Source organism: Anaerostipes stercorihominis (assembly GCF_057535655.1).
In genome coordinates, this window is sequence record NZ_BAAJCL010000008.1 from 56990 (window position 1) to 72957 (window position 15968).

The 15968-nt window shown below is 41.3% G+C and carries 17 protein-coding genes, 1 other RNA gene and 1 other annotated feature; all 18 genes read right to left on the minus strand.

The genetic code is table 11. The annotated features are described in order from the left end of the window. Positions 1 to 8: 8 nt before the first annotated feature. The 18 genes from AC27EF_RS08830 to AC27EF_RS08915 all read right to left on the minus strand — a co-directional run bounded on the left by AC27EF_RS08830 (position 9) and on the right by AC27EF_RS08915 (position 15953). Complete coding sequence (locus AC27EF_RS08830) at positions 9 to 1040, minus strand: sensor histidine kinase (protein ID WP_306778455.1); 1032 nt, start codon at positions 1038 to 1040, stop codon at positions 9 to 11. Further along, positions 1037 to 1729, minus strand: coding sequence for a response regulator transcription factor (locus tag AC27EF_RS08835; RefSeq protein ID WP_227755300.1), 693 nt, complete (start codon positions 1727 to 1729; stop codon positions 1037 to 1039). The genes AC27EF_RS08830 and AC27EF_RS08835 overlap by 4 nt, the downstream gene beginning before the upstream one ends. A gap of 211 nt (positions 1730 to 1940) precedes the next feature. Continuing rightward, complete coding sequence (locus AC27EF_RS08840) at positions 1941 to 2498, minus strand: PTS sugar transporter subunit IIA (RefSeq protein WP_487110387.1); 558 nt, start codon at positions 2496 to 2498, stop codon at positions 1941 to 1943. Positions 2499 to 2733: 235 nt separating this feature from the next. Further along, entirely contained in the window at positions 2734 to 3423 is a 690-nt protein-coding gene (locus AC27EF_RS08845) for a cytochrome c biogenesis CcdA family protein (RefSeq protein ID WP_487110388.1), read from the minus strand. 143 nt (positions 3424 to 3566) lie between these two features. Further along, positions 3567 to 4376 carry a sporulation transcription factor Spo0A gene (spo0A, locus tag AC27EF_RS08850; protein WP_487110389.1) on the minus strand — a complete coding sequence of 270 codons (810 nt, stop codon included), beginning with the start codon at positions 4374 to 4376 and terminating at the stop codon, positions 3567 to 3569. A gap of 265 nt (positions 4377 to 4641) precedes the next feature. Continuing rightward, complete coding sequence (locus tag AC27EF_RS08855) at positions 4642 to 5415, minus strand: ABC transporter ATP-binding protein (protein WP_487110390.1); 774 nt, start codon at positions 5413 to 5415, stop codon at positions 4642 to 4644. Beyond that, positions 5412 to 6293 (minus strand): ABC transporter permease, encoded by an 882-nt coding sequence (locus AC27EF_RS08860; RefSeq protein ID WP_487110391.1) that lies wholly within the window; start codon positions 6291 to 6293, stop codon positions 5412 to 5414. The genes AC27EF_RS08855 and AC27EF_RS08860 overlap by 4 nt, the downstream gene beginning before the upstream one ends. 19 nt (positions 6294 to 6312) lie before the next feature. Continuing rightward, positions 6313 to 7338 carry an ABC transporter substrate-binding protein gene (locus AC27EF_RS08865; protein ID WP_487110392.1) on the minus strand — a complete coding sequence of 342 codons (1026 nt, stop codon included), beginning with the start codon at positions 7336 to 7338 and terminating at the stop codon, positions 6313 to 6315. Between the two features lie 77 nt (positions 7339 to 7415). Further along, positions 7416 to 7651 (minus strand) — a binding site (T-box leader). 47 nt (positions 7652 to 7698) lie between these two features. After that, the gene (locus AC27EF_RS08870; protein WP_487110393.1) at positions 7699 to 8331 is read right to left on the minus strand and encodes a cell wall hydrolase; all 633 of its coding nucleotides are present in this window, start codon (positions 8329 to 8331) and stop codon (positions 7699 to 7701) included. 141 nt (positions 8332 to 8472) lie between these two features. Continuing rightward, positions 8473 to 9216, minus strand: a complete 744-nt coding sequence (gene nagB / locus AC27EF_RS08875; protein WP_487110394.1) for a glucosamine-6-phosphate deaminase — start codon at positions 9214 to 9216, stop codon at positions 8473 to 8475. After that, positions 9203 to 10033 carry a MurR/RpiR family transcriptional regulator gene (locus AC27EF_RS08880; RefSeq protein WP_487110395.1) on the minus strand — a complete coding sequence of 277 codons (831 nt, stop codon included), beginning with the start codon at positions 10031 to 10033 and terminating at the stop codon, positions 9203 to 9205. Before AC27EF_RS08880 ends, nagB begins: the two co-directional genes overlap by 14 nt. Positions 10034 to 10057: 24 nt before the next feature. Continuing rightward, complete coding sequence (locus AC27EF_RS08885; protein WP_487110396.1) at positions 10058 to 10747, minus strand: N-acetylmannosamine-6-phosphate 2-epimerase; 690 nt, start codon at positions 10745 to 10747, stop codon at positions 10058 to 10060. 161 nt (positions 10748 to 10908) lie between these two features. Beyond that, positions 10909 to 11649 carry a response regulator gene (locus tag AC27EF_RS08890; RefSeq protein WP_487110397.1) on the minus strand — a complete coding sequence of 247 codons (741 nt, stop codon included), beginning with the start codon at positions 11647 to 11649 and terminating at the stop codon, positions 10909 to 10911. After that, complete coding sequence (locus AC27EF_RS08895; RefSeq protein ID WP_487110398.1) at positions 11642 to 13183, minus strand: ATP-binding protein; 1542 nt, start codon at positions 13181 to 13183, stop codon at positions 11642 to 11644. Before AC27EF_RS08895 ends, AC27EF_RS08890 begins: the two co-directional genes overlap by 8 nt. A 56-nt stretch (positions 13184 to 13239) precedes the next feature. Further along, complete coding sequence (locus AC27EF_RS08900; RefSeq protein WP_487110399.1) at positions 13240 to 13407, minus strand: hypothetical protein; 168 nt, start codon at positions 13405 to 13407, stop codon at positions 13240 to 13242. Between the two features lie 125 nt (positions 13408 to 13532). Continuing rightward, positions 13533 to 13724, minus strand: a complete 192-nt coding sequence (locus tag AC27EF_RS08905) for a hypothetical protein (protein WP_487110400.1) — start codon at positions 13722 to 13724, stop codon at positions 13533 to 13535. Between the two features lie 199 nt (positions 13725 to 13923). Further along, positions 13924 to 14273, minus strand: an RNA gene (gene rnpB / locus AC27EF_RS08910) — RNase P RNA component class A. A gap of 24 nt (positions 14274 to 14297) precedes the next feature. Beyond that, complete coding sequence (locus tag AC27EF_RS08915) at positions 14298 to 15953, minus strand: uridine kinase family protein (protein ID WP_487110401.1); 1656 nt, start codon at positions 15951 to 15953, stop codon at positions 14298 to 14300. Between the last annotated feature and the right edge of the window lie 15 nt (positions 15954 to 15968).

Here is a 15968-nt window from a genome sequence, read left to right on the forward strand (position 1 = left end):
GCCGCGTTCTATTTTGTAGGCAGCATAATGGAAAATTCCGAACCCTTGCCCGGCTCCGAAACCACTTTGATATAGCCGCCCTGCCGCGTTACAATCTCGCGGGCCAGATACAGGCCAATGCCCACGCCCTGCTGTTCGTGTACTTCTTCCTCACGATAGAAGCGCCGAAAGATGGCGGCCTGATTGCTTTCGGAAATGCCCTTGCCGGTGTCGACTACTTTGATTTCCACATACATTTCCCACAGTACCACCGACACAGCGATTTTCCCGCCCGCCGGGGTGTACTTCACCGCATTGTCCAGTAGGTTAAAGAGGGCTTCCGATGTCCACTTACTGTCATGGGAAACGGCCAAATCCTCCGGGCAGTCCACGGACACGGCAATTTCCTTTTTCTCCGCTGCATACACGATCCCACTCATGGCCTGTGCCACAGTATCAAAAAGGCGGCCCGGTTTCTTATCCAACTGGATCACGCCCGTTTCCAGCCGTGAGGTTTTCACAAGGGCCTGAAAGAGAAAGTCCAGCTTATCCGTCTGGCTGCGGATTCCACGGATAAAGTCGGTGCGCTCCGCCTCGGTCATAGGCTTTTCCAGCAGGGTGTCCGTCGCCATTTTCAGATTGCTTACCGGCGTTTTCACCTGATGGGAAATATCTGATACAAGGGTCTGTAACTCCTGCCGTTCCTCGTCCACCCGGCGGCGGTTCTCCTGCATGATCTGGTAAAGCCTTGCCAGCCGGTGTCCGATTCTGGCAAGCTGGGTTTCGCTGTCCTCTGGGCGCTGGGGTGCTTCATTCCCGGCGATCATGTGGTCTAAAGTCTGGCACAGGTCAGCGGTAAACTGTGCCAGCCGCTTTCCAAAGGTCTGCGTTAATACGAAAATCCCCACAAGAGCGCACAGTAGCAGCGCCCCGCCCGTCAGCAGCACCGCCGTCTGTTTCGTCACAAAAAACAGGGCTATGGTGATCCCGGACATAGATAGGACAAGCCCCAGTGCCACCCGGCCAAACAGCCGCTTTACCGAGAGGTTTTGAAACTTCATTTTGCCTCGCCTCCCGTCCATTGATAGCCCATGCCGTAAACAGTCTTGATGTAGGGTGCGCCGCCGTTGGATTCGATCTTGCTGCGAATCCGGCTGATGGAGGTTGTCAGGGTGTGTTCGTCCACAAACCTCTCGTCTATATCCCACAGCTTTTCCAAAAGCTGCCCACGGGTCAGCACTTGCCGGGGATTTTTGCGGAACAGGTTCAGCATTTTATACTCCATCGGGGATAGGGTCAGGGGCTTGCCGTTTAAGGAAGCCGTCTGCTCCGAGAAGTCCAGAAACAGCCGCCCGTCGTCGTAAATGTCCTTGGCCGGTTTGTGGTGTTCCAGCATGGCGAACATGGCTTTGATTTTTCGCTGCAAGGCCCCGATCACAAAGGGCTTTGTGATGTAGTCCACCGCCCCCACCTCATAACCCCGTATCTGGTCGCTCTCCTGATCGTTGGCGGTTAGGAAAATCACGATGGTGTCCGGGTGCTGGGGCTTTATCAGCTTGCACAGCTCAAAACCGTTGCCGTCCGGCAGGTTGATGTCCAGCAGCACTAAATCAAATTCCCGCTGGCGGATGGCTTCGGCTGCGGTTCTGGCATTTAGGGCAGAAGTTACGCCGTAGCCGTCTGCGGTCAGGTTATAGGCCAACATCTTATTCAAAAAACTGTCGTCCTCGACAATTAAAATCTGCTTCATATCCTCACTTCCTTTGCTTTTTGCAGATAGTATAACAGGCAAATGTCCGAGAATTGTTACAAGGACAAATATATTTATCATTTTACAGCTTTTTTATGTGTACTGCAATTTTATAAAAGAAAGGACAGCAGTATCATCAAATTGCTGTCCTTGCGGTTTATTATAGCTGGTAGTGTATAAGCGTGGGTTCATCATATTTGGTGTGGTATCTTTAACTATGGGAAACTCCGGTAGGACACGCAGTAACTGCGAGCACACGATATCCGTCCTTTATATCGTTTGAAATTTCTTCTTCCACTTCTTCCGGGAATTTTTCACTTTCCTTCTCATTGATTAGACGCAGATATTCTTCTTTTGTCTTTGCATTCAAAAGATTATTTTTAAACTCCGGATCCATTAAAATCACAGACAATCTTGAAAGAGCTTCCAGATGCAGATCACTTCCCTCCGCCGGCGCCGCAATCATGAAAAATACATCAGACGGCTCGCCATCCATTGCTTCATAATCCACTCCTTCCGGAACTGTCATAGATGCCAGTCCTGCCTTTGTTACCGCCGAATTTTTTGAATGGGGAATTGCAATTCCTCCTCCAATTCCTGTTGTTCCACTAGCTTCTCTGGAAAGAATCCCCTGCTTGTACTCTTCCCGATCTTCAATGTTTCCTCCTTTCACCATTAAATCCACCAGATGGTCAATGGCTTCTTCTTTCGTATGAACCTTGACACCCAAATCAATGGTTGCTTCTTGCAATAACTCTGTAATCTTCATACAACGTCTCCTCTTTTTCTTTCTAAAACAGTCAAATTCAACCATATTTTTTATATTTTATCATATTTTTAGCCAAAGTCAATCAAAAAAAACCATTTTCTTTCATTTTTGCAAAAATCTTTTATATAATATACTTTTAGAACCAAGCATTTTTATAATATCAGGAAAGTGAAAACTTTCCTGTGTTATAAAAAAAGTATGTACAAAAAAATATTGTACATACCACACTCTTCTATTATTCAAAAAACAACATATATAACCCTATCAAAAGCATGAAAGCTCCCAAAACGCCTTTAAATACTTTTCCTGTCTTATCCGCCGCACTTCCCTCCAGTCGGTTTGCAAAGCCTACAGAGGTTCCTGCAGCCACAATCATGATTCCATGGCCAACAGAATAACAAAATAAAAGCAGTGCGCCCAAGATATAATTTCCGCTTTGCGCCGAAATTGTCAAAAGCATTAAAATCACCGGTGCTGCGCAGTGGGAAGAAAAAATTCCTCCGATCATCCCTATGAAGAAAGCTCCAATAAATCCCTGTTTTCCATTTCCCCCAATTTTATGGATATGCGGAATCACATGGATCACGCCCCACATCTGCAGCGCCATCAAAAGCATCAATGCTCCGAGAATCATATGAAGAATTTCCGAATGTCCAATCACATGTCCAACTGCCGATGCGAGAAATCCAAGACATATAAAAGTCAGAGCCGCCCCCGCCGCAAATGTCAAAGACAGCAAAAATGCTTTTTTATTATCTTGAATCTCATCACCATCTGCTGTGACATATCCTGTGATCAATGGAATATTCGATAACGCACATGGTGTCAGAGAAGTAAAGATTCCGGCAATTAGGGCAAAGAGAGGACCGATCCAAAGATTTCCCTGTATCATCTGAGTTATATTTCTTGCAAGTGTTTCTAACATAATAACCGCCTTCTTTTCTATTTTAGATTCTAAAGGTCTATTTTACTCACTTTTGAAACAATATGCAACTACAACTTCATATATTCCATTAAGATCTTTTCTCATTTGCTCTCGTTCAAATTTCCCCTGAAGATATTCTACCTTTAAGAAGCACTCATCTGGTATTCTAATCTTATTCGATCTGCAATTACTGCGATAAAGGCAGAATTGGTTGGCCGATCATGCCCAGAATACACAAAAGAACCAAAAATCTCCCCTAAAAGTTCTTGATTCCCTCGATTCCATGCAACATCAATGGCATGCCGAATTGCACGTTCTACACTGCTTGAAGTTGTTTTATGTTCCTTTGCAATTGCAGGATATAATAGCTTTGTGATGTAATTTACCATGTTGCTATCTTCCACTGCCATTACAATTCCCGACCTTAAATACTGATATCCTTTAATATGCGCGGGAATTCCTAAATCACGCGTTAGTAAACTTACGTCTCTCCGAATGTCATTGGCTTCACAAAAATTTCCTAAGCCGCAAGCTTTCTTGTCTCTCGTGTTCATCTGAATTTTGGCATGTGCAGTTCTTAACCGAATCAGTTGTTCCATTCTATGTAGAAGCATCGCTGGCTGAAATGGCTTCATCATGCAGTAATCTACTCCCATACCACATAAATATTCCATTAAATTCTGTGTTCCAATCGATGTCAGCGTAATAAAAAACGGAACTTTCTCATCCTCCAATTCTTCTTTGCATTTTTCAATGACACCAATTCCATCCAAGCCCGGAAGCATCAGATCAATAATCACGATATCCGGCTGTAAAAGAACAATATCACTAAGTGCTTGTACCCCATCGGTATCAGCGGACAGAACATCAAACTTCTCCGACAGTACATCTTCTAGCTGTACAATCTCATCTGAATTGCTATCCGCAATCAAAATACTGTAATTTTCATTCATATTCATACTCCTTTTCAAAATATGCCCCTTATTTTTAAATACCTCTACTATATCCTATTCTTAACGGGAGCAACTTGCAAGCTTTTTATTTATTTTTTTTATCTTTTAGAAGACTTTTTGCGTATAAATTCGACTTTTCGATTCATACAACAATAAATCTATATTCATCACTTTATATAAACTTAAGGACTATGATTCGATTTTGAAAATTAAAGCTCTTTCATTCCCCTCAAACTTCAGATTCAAAAGATACCGTTTCCAACTTTTAATTTCCGGTCTCAATGCTAATCTGGTTAAATTGATCTAAAAGATCATCGACCACCAAAGACTCCTTCTCTCTGCCTGCCTTATCTAAAATAGCCTTTCCCTGATGCATCATAAGCAGCCGATTGCCATATTCCACCGCATACCGGAGATTATGTGTCACCATAATGGTTGTCAAATTCTTTTCTTTTACAATTTTCCCCGTTAATTCCATAATTAATTCCGCCGTTTTCGGATCCAGCGCCGCTGTATGCTCATCAAGAATCAAAAATTGAATTGGCGTCATAGTTGTCATCAGCAATGCCATTGCCTGCCGCTGTCCCCCTGAAAGAGATCCGACCTTACTGTCCATCATATTTTCCAGTCCAAGCCCTAGCTGGCTTAACATTTCCCGATAGGCATGGATTCTTTTTTTATTGGTTCCAAACCCTAAATCAAAACGTTTTCCTTTGTTGTCCGCCAGGGACATATTCTCAAGAATTGTCATTGACGGACAAGTTCCCATTGCAGGATTTTGATAAACTCTTCCAATCTTTTTCTGCCGGATATATTCTTTTTGCCGAGTAATATTTTCTCCATTTAACAAAATACTCCCGGACTCCGGTTCCAGACTGCCGCAAATCAAATTCAACAGTGAGGTCTTCCCGGAACCGTTGCTCCCAATCACAGAGACAAAATCTCCCTCATTTATTTTCAGCTGAAAATCCTGAAATAGACAGACTTCATTTACAGTTCCGATATTATAATATTTATCAATATGCTTTAATTCAATCATGCTTTCACCTTCTTTTTTCGATCCATACTAAGAATTAAAATAATCAGGAATAATGCAGCCGTAATCATTTTCAAATCCGTCGCGGGCAAACCAATCTCAATGGCAATGGCAACACATGCTTTGTAGATCACAGATCCGATTACAACAGCTGTGGTTGCTTTTATAAAATTTCTTTTAAATACATTGGTTCCGATAATCACACTGGCAAGTCCAATGACAATGGTACCGGTTCCCATGGAAATCTCGAAAAATCTCTGCTGCTGACACATAACACTGCCTGAGAGCGCAACCAGACCATTGGAAATTGCCAACCCAATAATTTTCACAATTCCGCTGTCTTTTGCCAAAGCCGTTACAAGCGCCGGATTATCACCGACAGCTCGAAGAAGGTACCCTGACTTTGTCTTTAAATAAAGATCCAGCAATATTTTTGCAAGAATCATAACAATAAAAATAAGAAGGACCGTCTTATACGGAGACAGAGTCTCCGGAAACAGGCGATTGATCAAATCATTGTCAAAAATAGAGTGATAATGAAACAATGGCACATTGGCAACCCCTCCCACAATGCGCAGATTGAGTGTATACAGTGCTGTCATCACAATAATTCCAGACAACAGATCTCTCACTTTAAATTTTACATGAATCACGCCTGTCACCGTACCTGCCAGAGCACCGGCTGCTACAGATGCCAATAACGCCAGCCAAGGACTTTTCCCGGAGGATAACATCACTGTCGTAATTGCCGCTCCAAGAGGAAAGGTACTGTCTACGGATAAATCCGGAAAATCCAAGATTTTATAAGTTATATACACGCCCAAAGCCATGATTGCATAAATAAATCCCTGCTCAAGTACGCCGATGATTAATTGTTCCATAATTTCTTCTATCTCCTAATTATTTTTCTGGCTGTGAAATCTGATCAAACGTTTGTTTTGCTTGTTTTTTCACATTTTCATTGATGGTCATCCCGATTTTTTTTGCCGCTGCAGTATTCAAAATAACGTCTCCGTCGTTAAATGTCTCAAATTTCATATCCTTTGCCTCTGCCTCGCCTTTTAAAATCTTTGCAGCCATTTTCCCGGTTTGTTCACCTAATTTTATGAAATCAATTCCAACACTTGCCACACATCCTAATTTTACCTGTTCCACTTCAGAACCAAACACCGGAATCTTTGCCTTGTTGGCTTTTTCTAAATAAGTCTGCATATTACTGACAACCAGATTATCTGTTAAATTCGTAATACAGTCAACCTTCTTGATCAGACTGTCTGCAGCCATTGGCATATCTGCGGAAGCTGTAATCCCCTGAGTAATAATCTGAAAGCCATACTGGTCTGCAACTTTTTCATAAGCTTCAATTCCAGCCTTGGAATTTGCTTCATTTGTACTATACAAAATTCCGACTTTTTTTGCCTTCGGCATCATCTGACGAATCAGCTTTAACTGTTTGTCTGCCAAAACCATATCCGATGTTCCTGTAATATTTCCAATATTTTTCCCATCCTCATCAACAAATCCCGCTGCTTTCGGTGAAGTCACCGCTGTATATACCACCGGCGTATCACTATCCTTGACTGCATTGTAGGCACTCTGGGCACTTGGTGTTGCAATGGCACAAATCATATCAAAATCTTTTGACGCATAACTTGACGCAATCTGATTATCTGTCGCTGTATCCGCCTGAGAATTCTTATACGTAATTTCCAGATTTTCCCCTTCTTTGATTCCCTGCTTCTCAAGCCCCTGCAAAAAGCCTTTCCGACAGTTGTCAAGAGAACCATGCTCTGCAAATTGAATCATTCCAAGCTTATAAGTTTTTTTCCCACTGTCTTTTGCTCCTTTGCTTTGACATCCTGTCACCATGGCCATCGCCAACATTACACTCACTCCTGCTGCTAACACTCTTTTCATCATTCTCATCGTTTGATCTCCTTTTCTGTTCTTGTTGTTCTTCCACAAATAATCAATAGAAAAAAAGAAAAGCCCCAAGCATCTCTGCTTGAGGCGAAATATCCGCGGTACCACTCAAATTGACATAACTATGTCCACTTCCTATCATATACTAACATATATGCCCTTTCTGATAACGGGTCGGGTGCCCGGTGATCCCTACTCATCTTCAAAATCACCCTCGAAAGTCCATTCAGCAGAGAAATCATACTGCAATCCCACCATCTGCAGCTCTCTTTGAATCCTTCTGTTTCTGCCTACTACTCTTTCTCAACGGTTTCTTTTCTATTTGTCTAAGATCATAATACTTTTCATTTCAATTGTCAAGAACTATTTGTAAAAAGAATGTCCCTGATAGGTGAATAATCTGGTTAAAGAAGATTCAAACCATGAAACATTCCTTGGATTCGCCATGGTTTTTTCTACAAAATATAAGGCGCCTTCCGAATAATCTGCTCCCTCCAAAGCCTTTGTGACACTGATTTTCGTACTTTTTGTAATCGTTACGGAATCATATCGTCCGTCTGCGGTCGGAGAAAACTGCACTTTCCCATTTTCTCTTTGGAAGACAACACCTTCAATGGTATCCGGAAATTCCTCTGATCGGACTCTGTTTAAAATAACATTGGCAACTAAAATCTTACTTTTTTGGTCTTTTCCCGTTGCCTCCGCTTCCACAATCCGTTCTAAGACCGCACGTTCTCTCTGTGTGACAATATGATCTGTTTCCGGAATATACACAGGTTTTTCTTTCATGTGCTTTTCCAGATCAATTTTTGCCATCAGCTGTGCCTGCAAAAGGTACTCTCTTTGTTCTTTTAAAAGTCTCGTCTGCACCAGATGTTCCACTTTGACATTGGTCTCCTTGGGCAGCTGCAGAAATTCACTGGCACAGACTTTTTGTCCAAAGCTGCAGATCCCGATGGAACACACAATGGCTGCAATTTCTATCTTTTTCTTCAATGTTACATACGCTCCTTTGATATAGTGTATGCATTTGAGAAAAAAATATTCTTACAAAATCTTTAAGTATTCTAACTTTTCCATTACCCAAAGGAAACAAGCCCGTCAGATGACGAGCTTGGATTTTACTTCTCTTTCTTCTTAATCAAAATATTCTTCCGGAACAAGTGATAATGCCTCTTCATCTGCAATAATCGTTACATCCGGATGGAATTTTAAAATGGAACCCGGAACCTGAGGCGTTACCGGTCCGCAAATGGAATCTCTCAAAGCTTTTGCTTTTCCTTCTCCACTGACAACGACCAGCAATTTTCTGGATCTTAAAATGGTTCCAATTCCCATACTGTAAGCTTGTCTCGGCACGTCGTCTGCAGAATCAAAAAATCTTTTATTTGCCTCAATGGTGCTTTCTTTTAAATCCACACAATGTGTTTCATCCATAAAAATATCTCCCGGCTCATTAAATCCGATATGTCCATTATGTCCCATTCCGAGAAGCTGGAGATCGACAGTTCCCAAAGATTTCACCTGCGCTTCATATCTTGCAGATTCTGCCTCACTGTCTAAGTTCATGCCATCTGGAAGATAAGTATTATCAGGATTAATATTTACTTTATCAAAAAGATATTCATGCATAAAATAATCATAGCTTTGCTCTTTATCCTTAGAAAGCCCTTTGTACTCATCCAAGTTCACCGTTGTAACCTTGGAAAAATCCAAGTCTCCCTGTTCATATTTTTTTACCAGTTCATCATAAGTTCCAATCGGAGAAGAACCTGTCGCAAGACCAAGAATACATTCTGGTTTTAATGTCACAAGAGCACCGATAATGTTTGCTGCTTTTTTGCTCATTTCTTCATAATTCTTTGTTTTAATAATTTTCATTTTTTTCTCCTTTTAACGCTTTGACAGTGTAATTATGCATGGTTTCTTTGCTGCCCTTATCTTGTTCCAGATAATAAGAATAAATAAGATCCAGCATTATTAAAATCGGAAACTGCGGTGAAATGACATTTCCATGATCTAAATACTTTCTCGACGGAATCAATACCATCTCATCACAAATTTCCATATGATTTTCTCTGTTTTTCCCCGTAATCAGAATTGTCTCTGCTCCTCGTTTTTTTGCCTCCTGAAGAAAGTAAAGTACATCTTTTGACTCTCCGCTGATACTGATTCCAATCACCAGACATCCTTTTCTTTGAAAAACGGACTGCATCCGCATCAAATCCGGGTCCTGGACAGAATCAATGTCCACCCCAACCCTCATAAACCGAAGTTTCATCTCTCTGGCTGCCAGACCGGAACTCCCTCTGCCACAAACAAACACTCGTTTTGCCTGTCCCAGCTTTTCACAAATTCTGATCATCTGCTCTTCATTCAAAAGACTGTACGTCTTATTCAACAATTCTTGATACGTATTCAACACCTGTCTGGTGTGTCCTGTCATCTCCTGACTTTTCTCAACAAAGGATTCTTCATATTGATAAATAAATTCTCGATATCCCCGAAATCCGCATTTTTTTGAAAACCTTGATAAGGACGCCTCGGAAACATACAACCGCTTCGCAATTGCTTTTGCGGAAAAATCCAGCTTTTCCTGATTGTTCATAAAAAAATCTGCAATCGTTCTTTCCAAAACCGTAAAATTCTCATAATTCGATTCAATAATTGGAATCACCGATTTCACATAATACTCCATAAGACTTCCCTCTCAGCCGGTTTCTTACGATGGAATCGCATCTGCAAATGATTTGGTAATTAATTGCGGCCGCGTAATCGCAGAACCAACCACAACGCTATATGCTCCCAGTTCCAAGACTCGTCTTACTTTCTCCGGCGTATTGATATTGCCTTCTGCAATAACCGGATGCTCTGCCTTCTTTATCATATCTCTTATGATCTCAAAATCATCAGCCTCAATTCTTAAATTTCTGCTCTGCTTTGTATATCCCACCAAAGTCGTTCCAATAAAATCAAATCCCAGCTGATCTGCAAACACTGCTTCCTCCACTGTAGAACAATCTGCCATCCAAAGCTGGTCCGGATATTTTTCTTTGATTTCATGGAAAAATACATCCAGACTCTTTTTCCCCGGCCGTTCAGAAATCGTTGCATCCAATGCTATGATCTCCGGCTTTACTTCCATCAACTCATCAATCTCTTTCATTGTCGGAGTAATATATACGTCGCAGTCCTCATAATTTCTCTTGACAATGCCAATGACCGGAAGATCAACCTGAGATTTAATTTCCTTGATATCCTCCTTCGTGTTGGCGCGTATTCCGCTGGCGCCACCTTGTTTGGCTGCCAACGCCATTCTTCCCATAATAAAGGATGAATGCAGCGGCTCTTCTGGAAGAGCTTGACAAGATACAATTAACTTTCCTTTTATCTGTTCCATCTTTGGATTCATACGACTTCCTCCTTCTCTCACCTGTTCTTAATCTTTAGTATATCCTGTTTAAAATTATTTTCAATAGATTTTATTAATTTTGAAAGTTCTTTCATATCCAATCAAAAACTGTCGATTTCTTCCCTCTATATTGTATGTAATTTCAAAAACCCCAATCTGTCTTATTTTGACAGATTGGGGTTTTTAGATCCACCATCAGATCCTTCTACCTTTAACATTCGGTAGCCGACTCCGATATGCGTCTGAATATATTTTGGAGTGTTGGGTTCTTTTTCAATTTTTTTCCTCAAAGTCGCCATAAAAACTCTCAGCGACGCTATATCATTTTCCCAACTGCTCCCCCAAATTCGTTGTGTGATAAAAGTATGGGTCAATACTTTCCCGACATTTTTCGAGAGAAGACTTAGCAGCTTGTATTCAATCGGGGTTAAATGCAGCTCTTTTCCATCAAAATAAGCGCATCCCGCCGCATAATCAACCTGAAGCTTGCCGTTTGTAAAAACAGAAGATTCTTTCTCTGACTCCTTCTCCATAATCGCCAGGCGTCTCTGTGTGACACGAAGACGCGCCAACAATTCTTCCACTGAAAAGGGCTTGGTGAGATAGTCATCCGCTCCCGCATCCAGAGCATCTATCTTATCTGTGTCTTCACTTCGGGCGCTCAGAACGATCATCGGCATATTGGACCAAGTTCGTACTTTTTTAATAACTTCAATTCCATCCATGTCCGGCAGCCCAAGATCCAGCAAAACAATATCTGGATTGTGAGATGACGCCTCCAAAATTGCAGAAGTTCCATTTGCAGCTGTTAAATAACGATAGTCGTGAGCCTTCAAAGTCGTTGTAACTAAATTTTTCACAGACGCATCATCTTCCACAACTAAAATTAATGGTTTATTCATGTATTTGTACCTCCTCTGCCGGTAGTGTAAACGTAAATATCGTGCCATGCGGCTTATGATCAGACACCCAGATCCTTCCTCCGTGCGCATGTATTATAGACTTGCACAACGCCAGTCCAAGACCGAGACTTCTTCGACTATCTGCTATTTTATCAGCGCCGCTGTAGAACATATCAAAGATACGCGGTTTCCTTTCCTCTGAAATGCCATCCCCATCATCAGTCACCGATACTGCCACTTGATTTTTGCGTTTCATGGTCCGAATCACAATCCTTGATCCCTTCGGTGTATATTTAATGGCGTTATCCACGAGATTGATCACAACCTGAACGATCAGCTTCGCATCCATTTTTGCAAAAAGAAATTCCTGCTCATGTTCCACGACAATTTCATGCTCCACGCTTTTCCGATTGATATGGTGCAACGCCTCAACGATTACATCATCTATTAGATCATTGGTCATTCGCAGATTCAACTGTCCTCCTTCGATTCTTGTGACAGAGAGTAAGTTTTCCACTAAATTTATCAGCCACATGGAATCGTCATAGATATCTGTGTAAAGCTGCTTTCTTGTTGCCTCGTCAAAAGAAGTTTCATTGGAGAGTAAATTGCTGGCATTACCAGAAATTGAAGTTAGCGGCGTGCGCAGGTCATGAGAAATCGTGCGCAGAAGATTGGCCCGAAGCTGTTCATTTTTCGCAAGAATTTCCGCCTCCTTTTTCTCTCTGGCATTTTTTTCATTTTCCAGAGTCAATGCACATTCACCTAAAATCGACAAAAGAATTCCTTGTTCAAAGTCATCCAGCGGCTGTTTCTGAAGCGCAATTCCAATCACACCATAGATTCTGCTGTTTGTTCTCACAGACAAATACAGACATTTTACATCGGATAAAATATCTGTGAAAGCTCCTGCCTGTTTGTTATGTTTAAAAACCCAGGAGGCTGCCTTCTGCTCGTTTTCAGAACTGTAATTCTCCTGCACGCTGCCTTCCTGTACATAAAAAATATAAGGCTCTCCGAGGCTTTTTTCTTCTGCCAGATAAAAAATCACATCTTTTCCTAAAAGCCTCATGAGCTGATTTGCTGTCCTTTGAATAATTTCTTTCGGATCCTCTGCCTGCTGCAGCAACTGATTGGTCTCCAGCAACAGTTTCGTCCGATATGCAGATCGTGCAGCTTGTTTCGCCTGTTCCTTCATCCGCACTGCAAGAGTTCCGGTTAAAAAAGCAGCCATAAACATCACCACAAAAGTCACCGGATACCCCTGATCATAAGCATGTAACGTCAATTTAGGTTCTGTAAACAGAAAATTAAAAACCAAAACACTCACAACCGATGAGATTAAGCTGTAAATACGATATCTTGTGACAACCGATATGACCAAAACTCCAAAAACATAAACTGTAATAATATTTGATTCTGCAAACTCCAGACTCTGAAATAATTTTCCAATACAGCTTACAACCAGTATAATCCCAACACTCTTTAAAACATCTTCCAGTGAAACTGCAAGACGACTTTTCTTTTTTCTCACCCCATCCCCTCCTTCTGCTACTGATAAAATACCATATTTGCTTTTTATTTTCCACTTTACAAACTGTTTCTCTGATTTTTATTTTCTTTTCTGAGTTCCCAGATTAATTGTTTTCTGGCATCTCTTGTATTTTTTATTTCTAAAACTTCATCCAGTTTTTTCATTATCACATATCCAAAAAGAAAGATTCCGCACATTGCTGCCGCTAAAATTACATTTTCCATATGATCATACCCTTTTTTCCTTACACTTAACATATACGAAGTTCTATGTCACTTATCATAGCTTTCTTTTCATTAAGCTCGTATAAACAAATAAAAGGCTATCTTAAGATTGTATAAAGAAGCCTCTAAAATCCCACCATAACATAAAACAGAAAACTGATTATAGCAGTGCAAAGACACAGTATGGTCAAAATGCATACCGGTATTCCAATAAATACAAATAGCATTGCAACCAACGGATGATGAAAGAAAAATTCTCTTTCACTATCGCTGTATTGTACTTTTATTTTTTGAATTGCTTTTAAAATTGCCGTCATATCAAATCCCTCCTTCTGTTCTTAACTTAACATAAGGAGTATTAAAACGGAAAAAGAACTTAGAGAAAAAAATTAAGATCAAATAAAGCAAATAAGTCTGACTCAAAGTGTGCATCCCGTAAAGCGTTTTTATGATACAGGAAAGTAAAAACTTTCCTGTATCATAAAAAACCCTATTTTGCAACTGCAAAATAGGGTTTGCTTTAGTTGAACGATAAGCCGGGTTATGTCGTTGAATGGCCATCTGTCTCGACTTACTGTTGCCAGCAAGCTCATGCGACCCACCTGAGAACAAATCGGGCCGATTTATCGTTCTCCATTCGGTCTTGCTTCGGATGAGGTTTACATATGCCCTGCCTGTTACCAGCCAGGCGGTAAGCTCTTACCTTACCTTTCCACCCTTACCGGTTTGCACCGGCGGTTTATTTCTGTTGCACTAGCTTGAGGGTCACCCCTACCGGACGTTATCCGGCATCCTGCCCTGCGAAGCCCGGACTTTCCTCACCATCTCCCTTTCGTCTGAAATGGCGCGGCCACCTGTCCAACTAAACACGATTGATATCATATCACAAATCACGTCTCAAAACAACTCCCGCCGATAAATTCTCTTAAAAGTGAAGTCTTGGGAATATCCTCACTCTTAATATTTAAAAAGTACTCTAAAAATTTTAACAGCCGCTTTGCTTCCTGATATTCCGGACAATCTCTCGGAACTGCATATAATAAAGGCTCCGCATATTGTTTTAGCACTGCCAGTTCATAAATCTGTGCAGAATTAAACATGATATCCGCTTCTTCCTGATAAGGAAAAATATTTTCTTCTTCTCCTCTGCGCACAGAATCCCATCGGGAAATGGTGGAACAGGCATCGTTGCCCCTTGTCATAGCGTCCCGGACAATTCTGCGAAGCAATCTTCCGTCTGAGCTGGGAATCCGGTTATGCTCATCCAGATTGATCTGACTCAGGGCACTGACATAAATTTTATATTTGGATTTTTCCTCAATTCCCGCAGTCAACGCTCCGTTCAATCCGTGAATCCCCTCTAAAACCAAAACATCCTTCTCTCCGATTTGAAGTTCTTTTCCCCGATATTCCCGCTTCCCTGTGACAAAATTATAGGTCGGAAGAGAAATTTTTTTTCCTGCCAGCAGCTGATTTAAATGCTCTGATAACAATTCCACATCCAGAGACGCAATCGTCTCAAAATTATAATTTCCAAATTCATCCTTGGGCGACTGCTCCCGATCCAAAAAATAATCGTCCAGGGAAATCGGATGCGGTTTCAGTCCGGCAATCTCCAGTTGAATGGAAAGACGATGAGAAAATGTTGTTTTCCCGGAGGAAGACGGACCTGCAATTAAAATAACTCTCTTTTTTTCACTGACAATTTCATCTGCAATATCAGAAAGCACCTTTTCCTGCAGCCCTTCTTGAAGTAAAATCAAATGATTGATGTTTCCGGAAGTAATCTCCTCATTCAAAGCTCCCACTGTATCAACACCCATGGTCTTACTCCATTCTCTTGAACGCTGCATTGCCCGAAATAATTTGGGCTGAGGCTGAAAACGTACAATTTCTTCTGTCTGATTTCTTTTGGGAATTTGAAGTACCACACCGTGCTCGTAAACAGAAACCCAAAACTTTGGAATATATCCTGTGGACGGCGCCATGTATCCATAAAAATAATTTTCATATCCATCCAGTTCGTAAACATTGGTCTTTGATTCTCTGCGAAACTGCATCAATTTCTGCTTTTCTCTCAAGCCAATGGCCCCAAAATAGCGTTCCGCCCGATAAGTATCCATGGTTTTCTTGTGAATGGGAAGATTTGCTTTGCACAGTTCTTCCATTTTTTTCTGAATCGTTTCTGCAACTTCCTCCTTGACGGTTCTCTCATTTTTTGAAAATTCACAAAAAATACTGTTTCCAATGGAGTAATTAATGGCAATGTCTCTGGATGCTCCCTTTCCAAAAAGTTCCTCACATGCTTTTAAAAACATCATTGTAGCGGTCCGCTTATAAGCCATATATCCGGTTTGTTCCTTTAATGTCACAAAGCGAACATAGCTTCCATCTTCTACCTGAGCAAACAATTCCTTTAACTTTCCATTCATATACGCCAGAAGAATCATCGGCTCTCCGGCAACCTTCACCTGTTTTGCAAGCTCCGCCAAAGTTGTTCCATCCAAAACCTGATGGATTTTCTGATTTACGGTGACCTTTACCATAAGCTGTCACTTCCT

Excerpts from the sequence above, each read along its gene's own strand:
- AC27EF_RS08830 (WP_306778455.1), bottom strand. The coding sequence starts at position 1,040 with ATGAAGTTTCAAAACCTCTCGGTAAAGCGGCTGTTTGGCCGGGTGGCA.
- AC27EF_RS08835 (WP_227755300.1), bottom strand. The coding sequence starts at position 1,729 with ATGAAGCAGATTTTAATTGTCGAGGACGACAGTTTTTTGAATAAGATG.
- AC27EF_RS08840 (WP_487110387.1), bottom strand. The coding sequence starts at position 2,498 with ATGAAGATTACAGAGTTATTGCAAGAAGCAACCATTGATTTGGGTGTC.
- AC27EF_RS08845 (WP_487110388.1), bottom strand. The coding sequence starts at position 3,423 with ATGTTAGAAACACTTGCAAGAAATATAACTCAGATGATACAGGGAAAT.
- spo0A (WP_487110389.1), bottom strand. The coding sequence starts at position 4,376 with ATGAATGAAAATTACAGTATTTTGATTGCGGATAGCAATTCAGATGAG.
- AC27EF_RS08855 (WP_487110390.1), bottom strand. The coding sequence starts at position 5,415 with ATGATTGAATTAAAGCATATTGATAAATATTATAATATCGGAACTGTA.
- AC27EF_RS08860 (WP_487110391.1), bottom strand. The coding sequence starts at position 6,293 with ATGGAACAATTAATCATCGGCGTACTTGAGCAGGGATTTATTTATGCA.
- AC27EF_RS08865 (WP_487110392.1), bottom strand. The coding sequence starts at position 7,338 with ATGAGAATGATGAAAAGAGTGTTAGCAGCAGGAGTGAGTGTAATGTTG.
- nagB (WP_487110394.1), bottom strand. The coding sequence starts at position 9,216 with ATGAAAATTATTAAAACAAAGAATTATGAAGAAATGAGCAAAAAAGCA.
- AC27EF_RS08880 (WP_487110395.1), bottom strand. The coding sequence starts at position 10,033 with ATGGAGTATTATGTGAAATCGGTGATTCCAATTATTGAATCGAATTAT.
- AC27EF_RS08885 (WP_487110396.1), bottom strand. The coding sequence starts at position 10,747 with ATGAATCCAAAGATGGAACAGATAAAAGGAAAGTTAATTGTATCTTGT.
- AC27EF_RS08890 (WP_487110397.1), bottom strand. The coding sequence starts at position 11,649 with ATGAATAAACCATTAATTTTAGTTGTGGAAGATGATGCGTCTGTGAAA.
- AC27EF_RS08900 (WP_487110399.1), bottom strand. The coding sequence starts at position 13,407 with ATGGAAAATGTAATTTTAGCGGCAGCAATGTGCGGAATCTTTCTTTTT.
- AC27EF_RS08905 (WP_487110400.1), bottom strand. The coding sequence starts at position 13,724 with ATGACGGCAATTTTAAAAGCAATTCAAAAAATAAAAGTACAATACAGC.
- AC27EF_RS08915 (WP_487110401.1), bottom strand. The coding sequence starts at position 15,953 with ATGGTAAAGGTCACCGTAAATCAGAAAATCCATCAGGTTTTGGATGGA.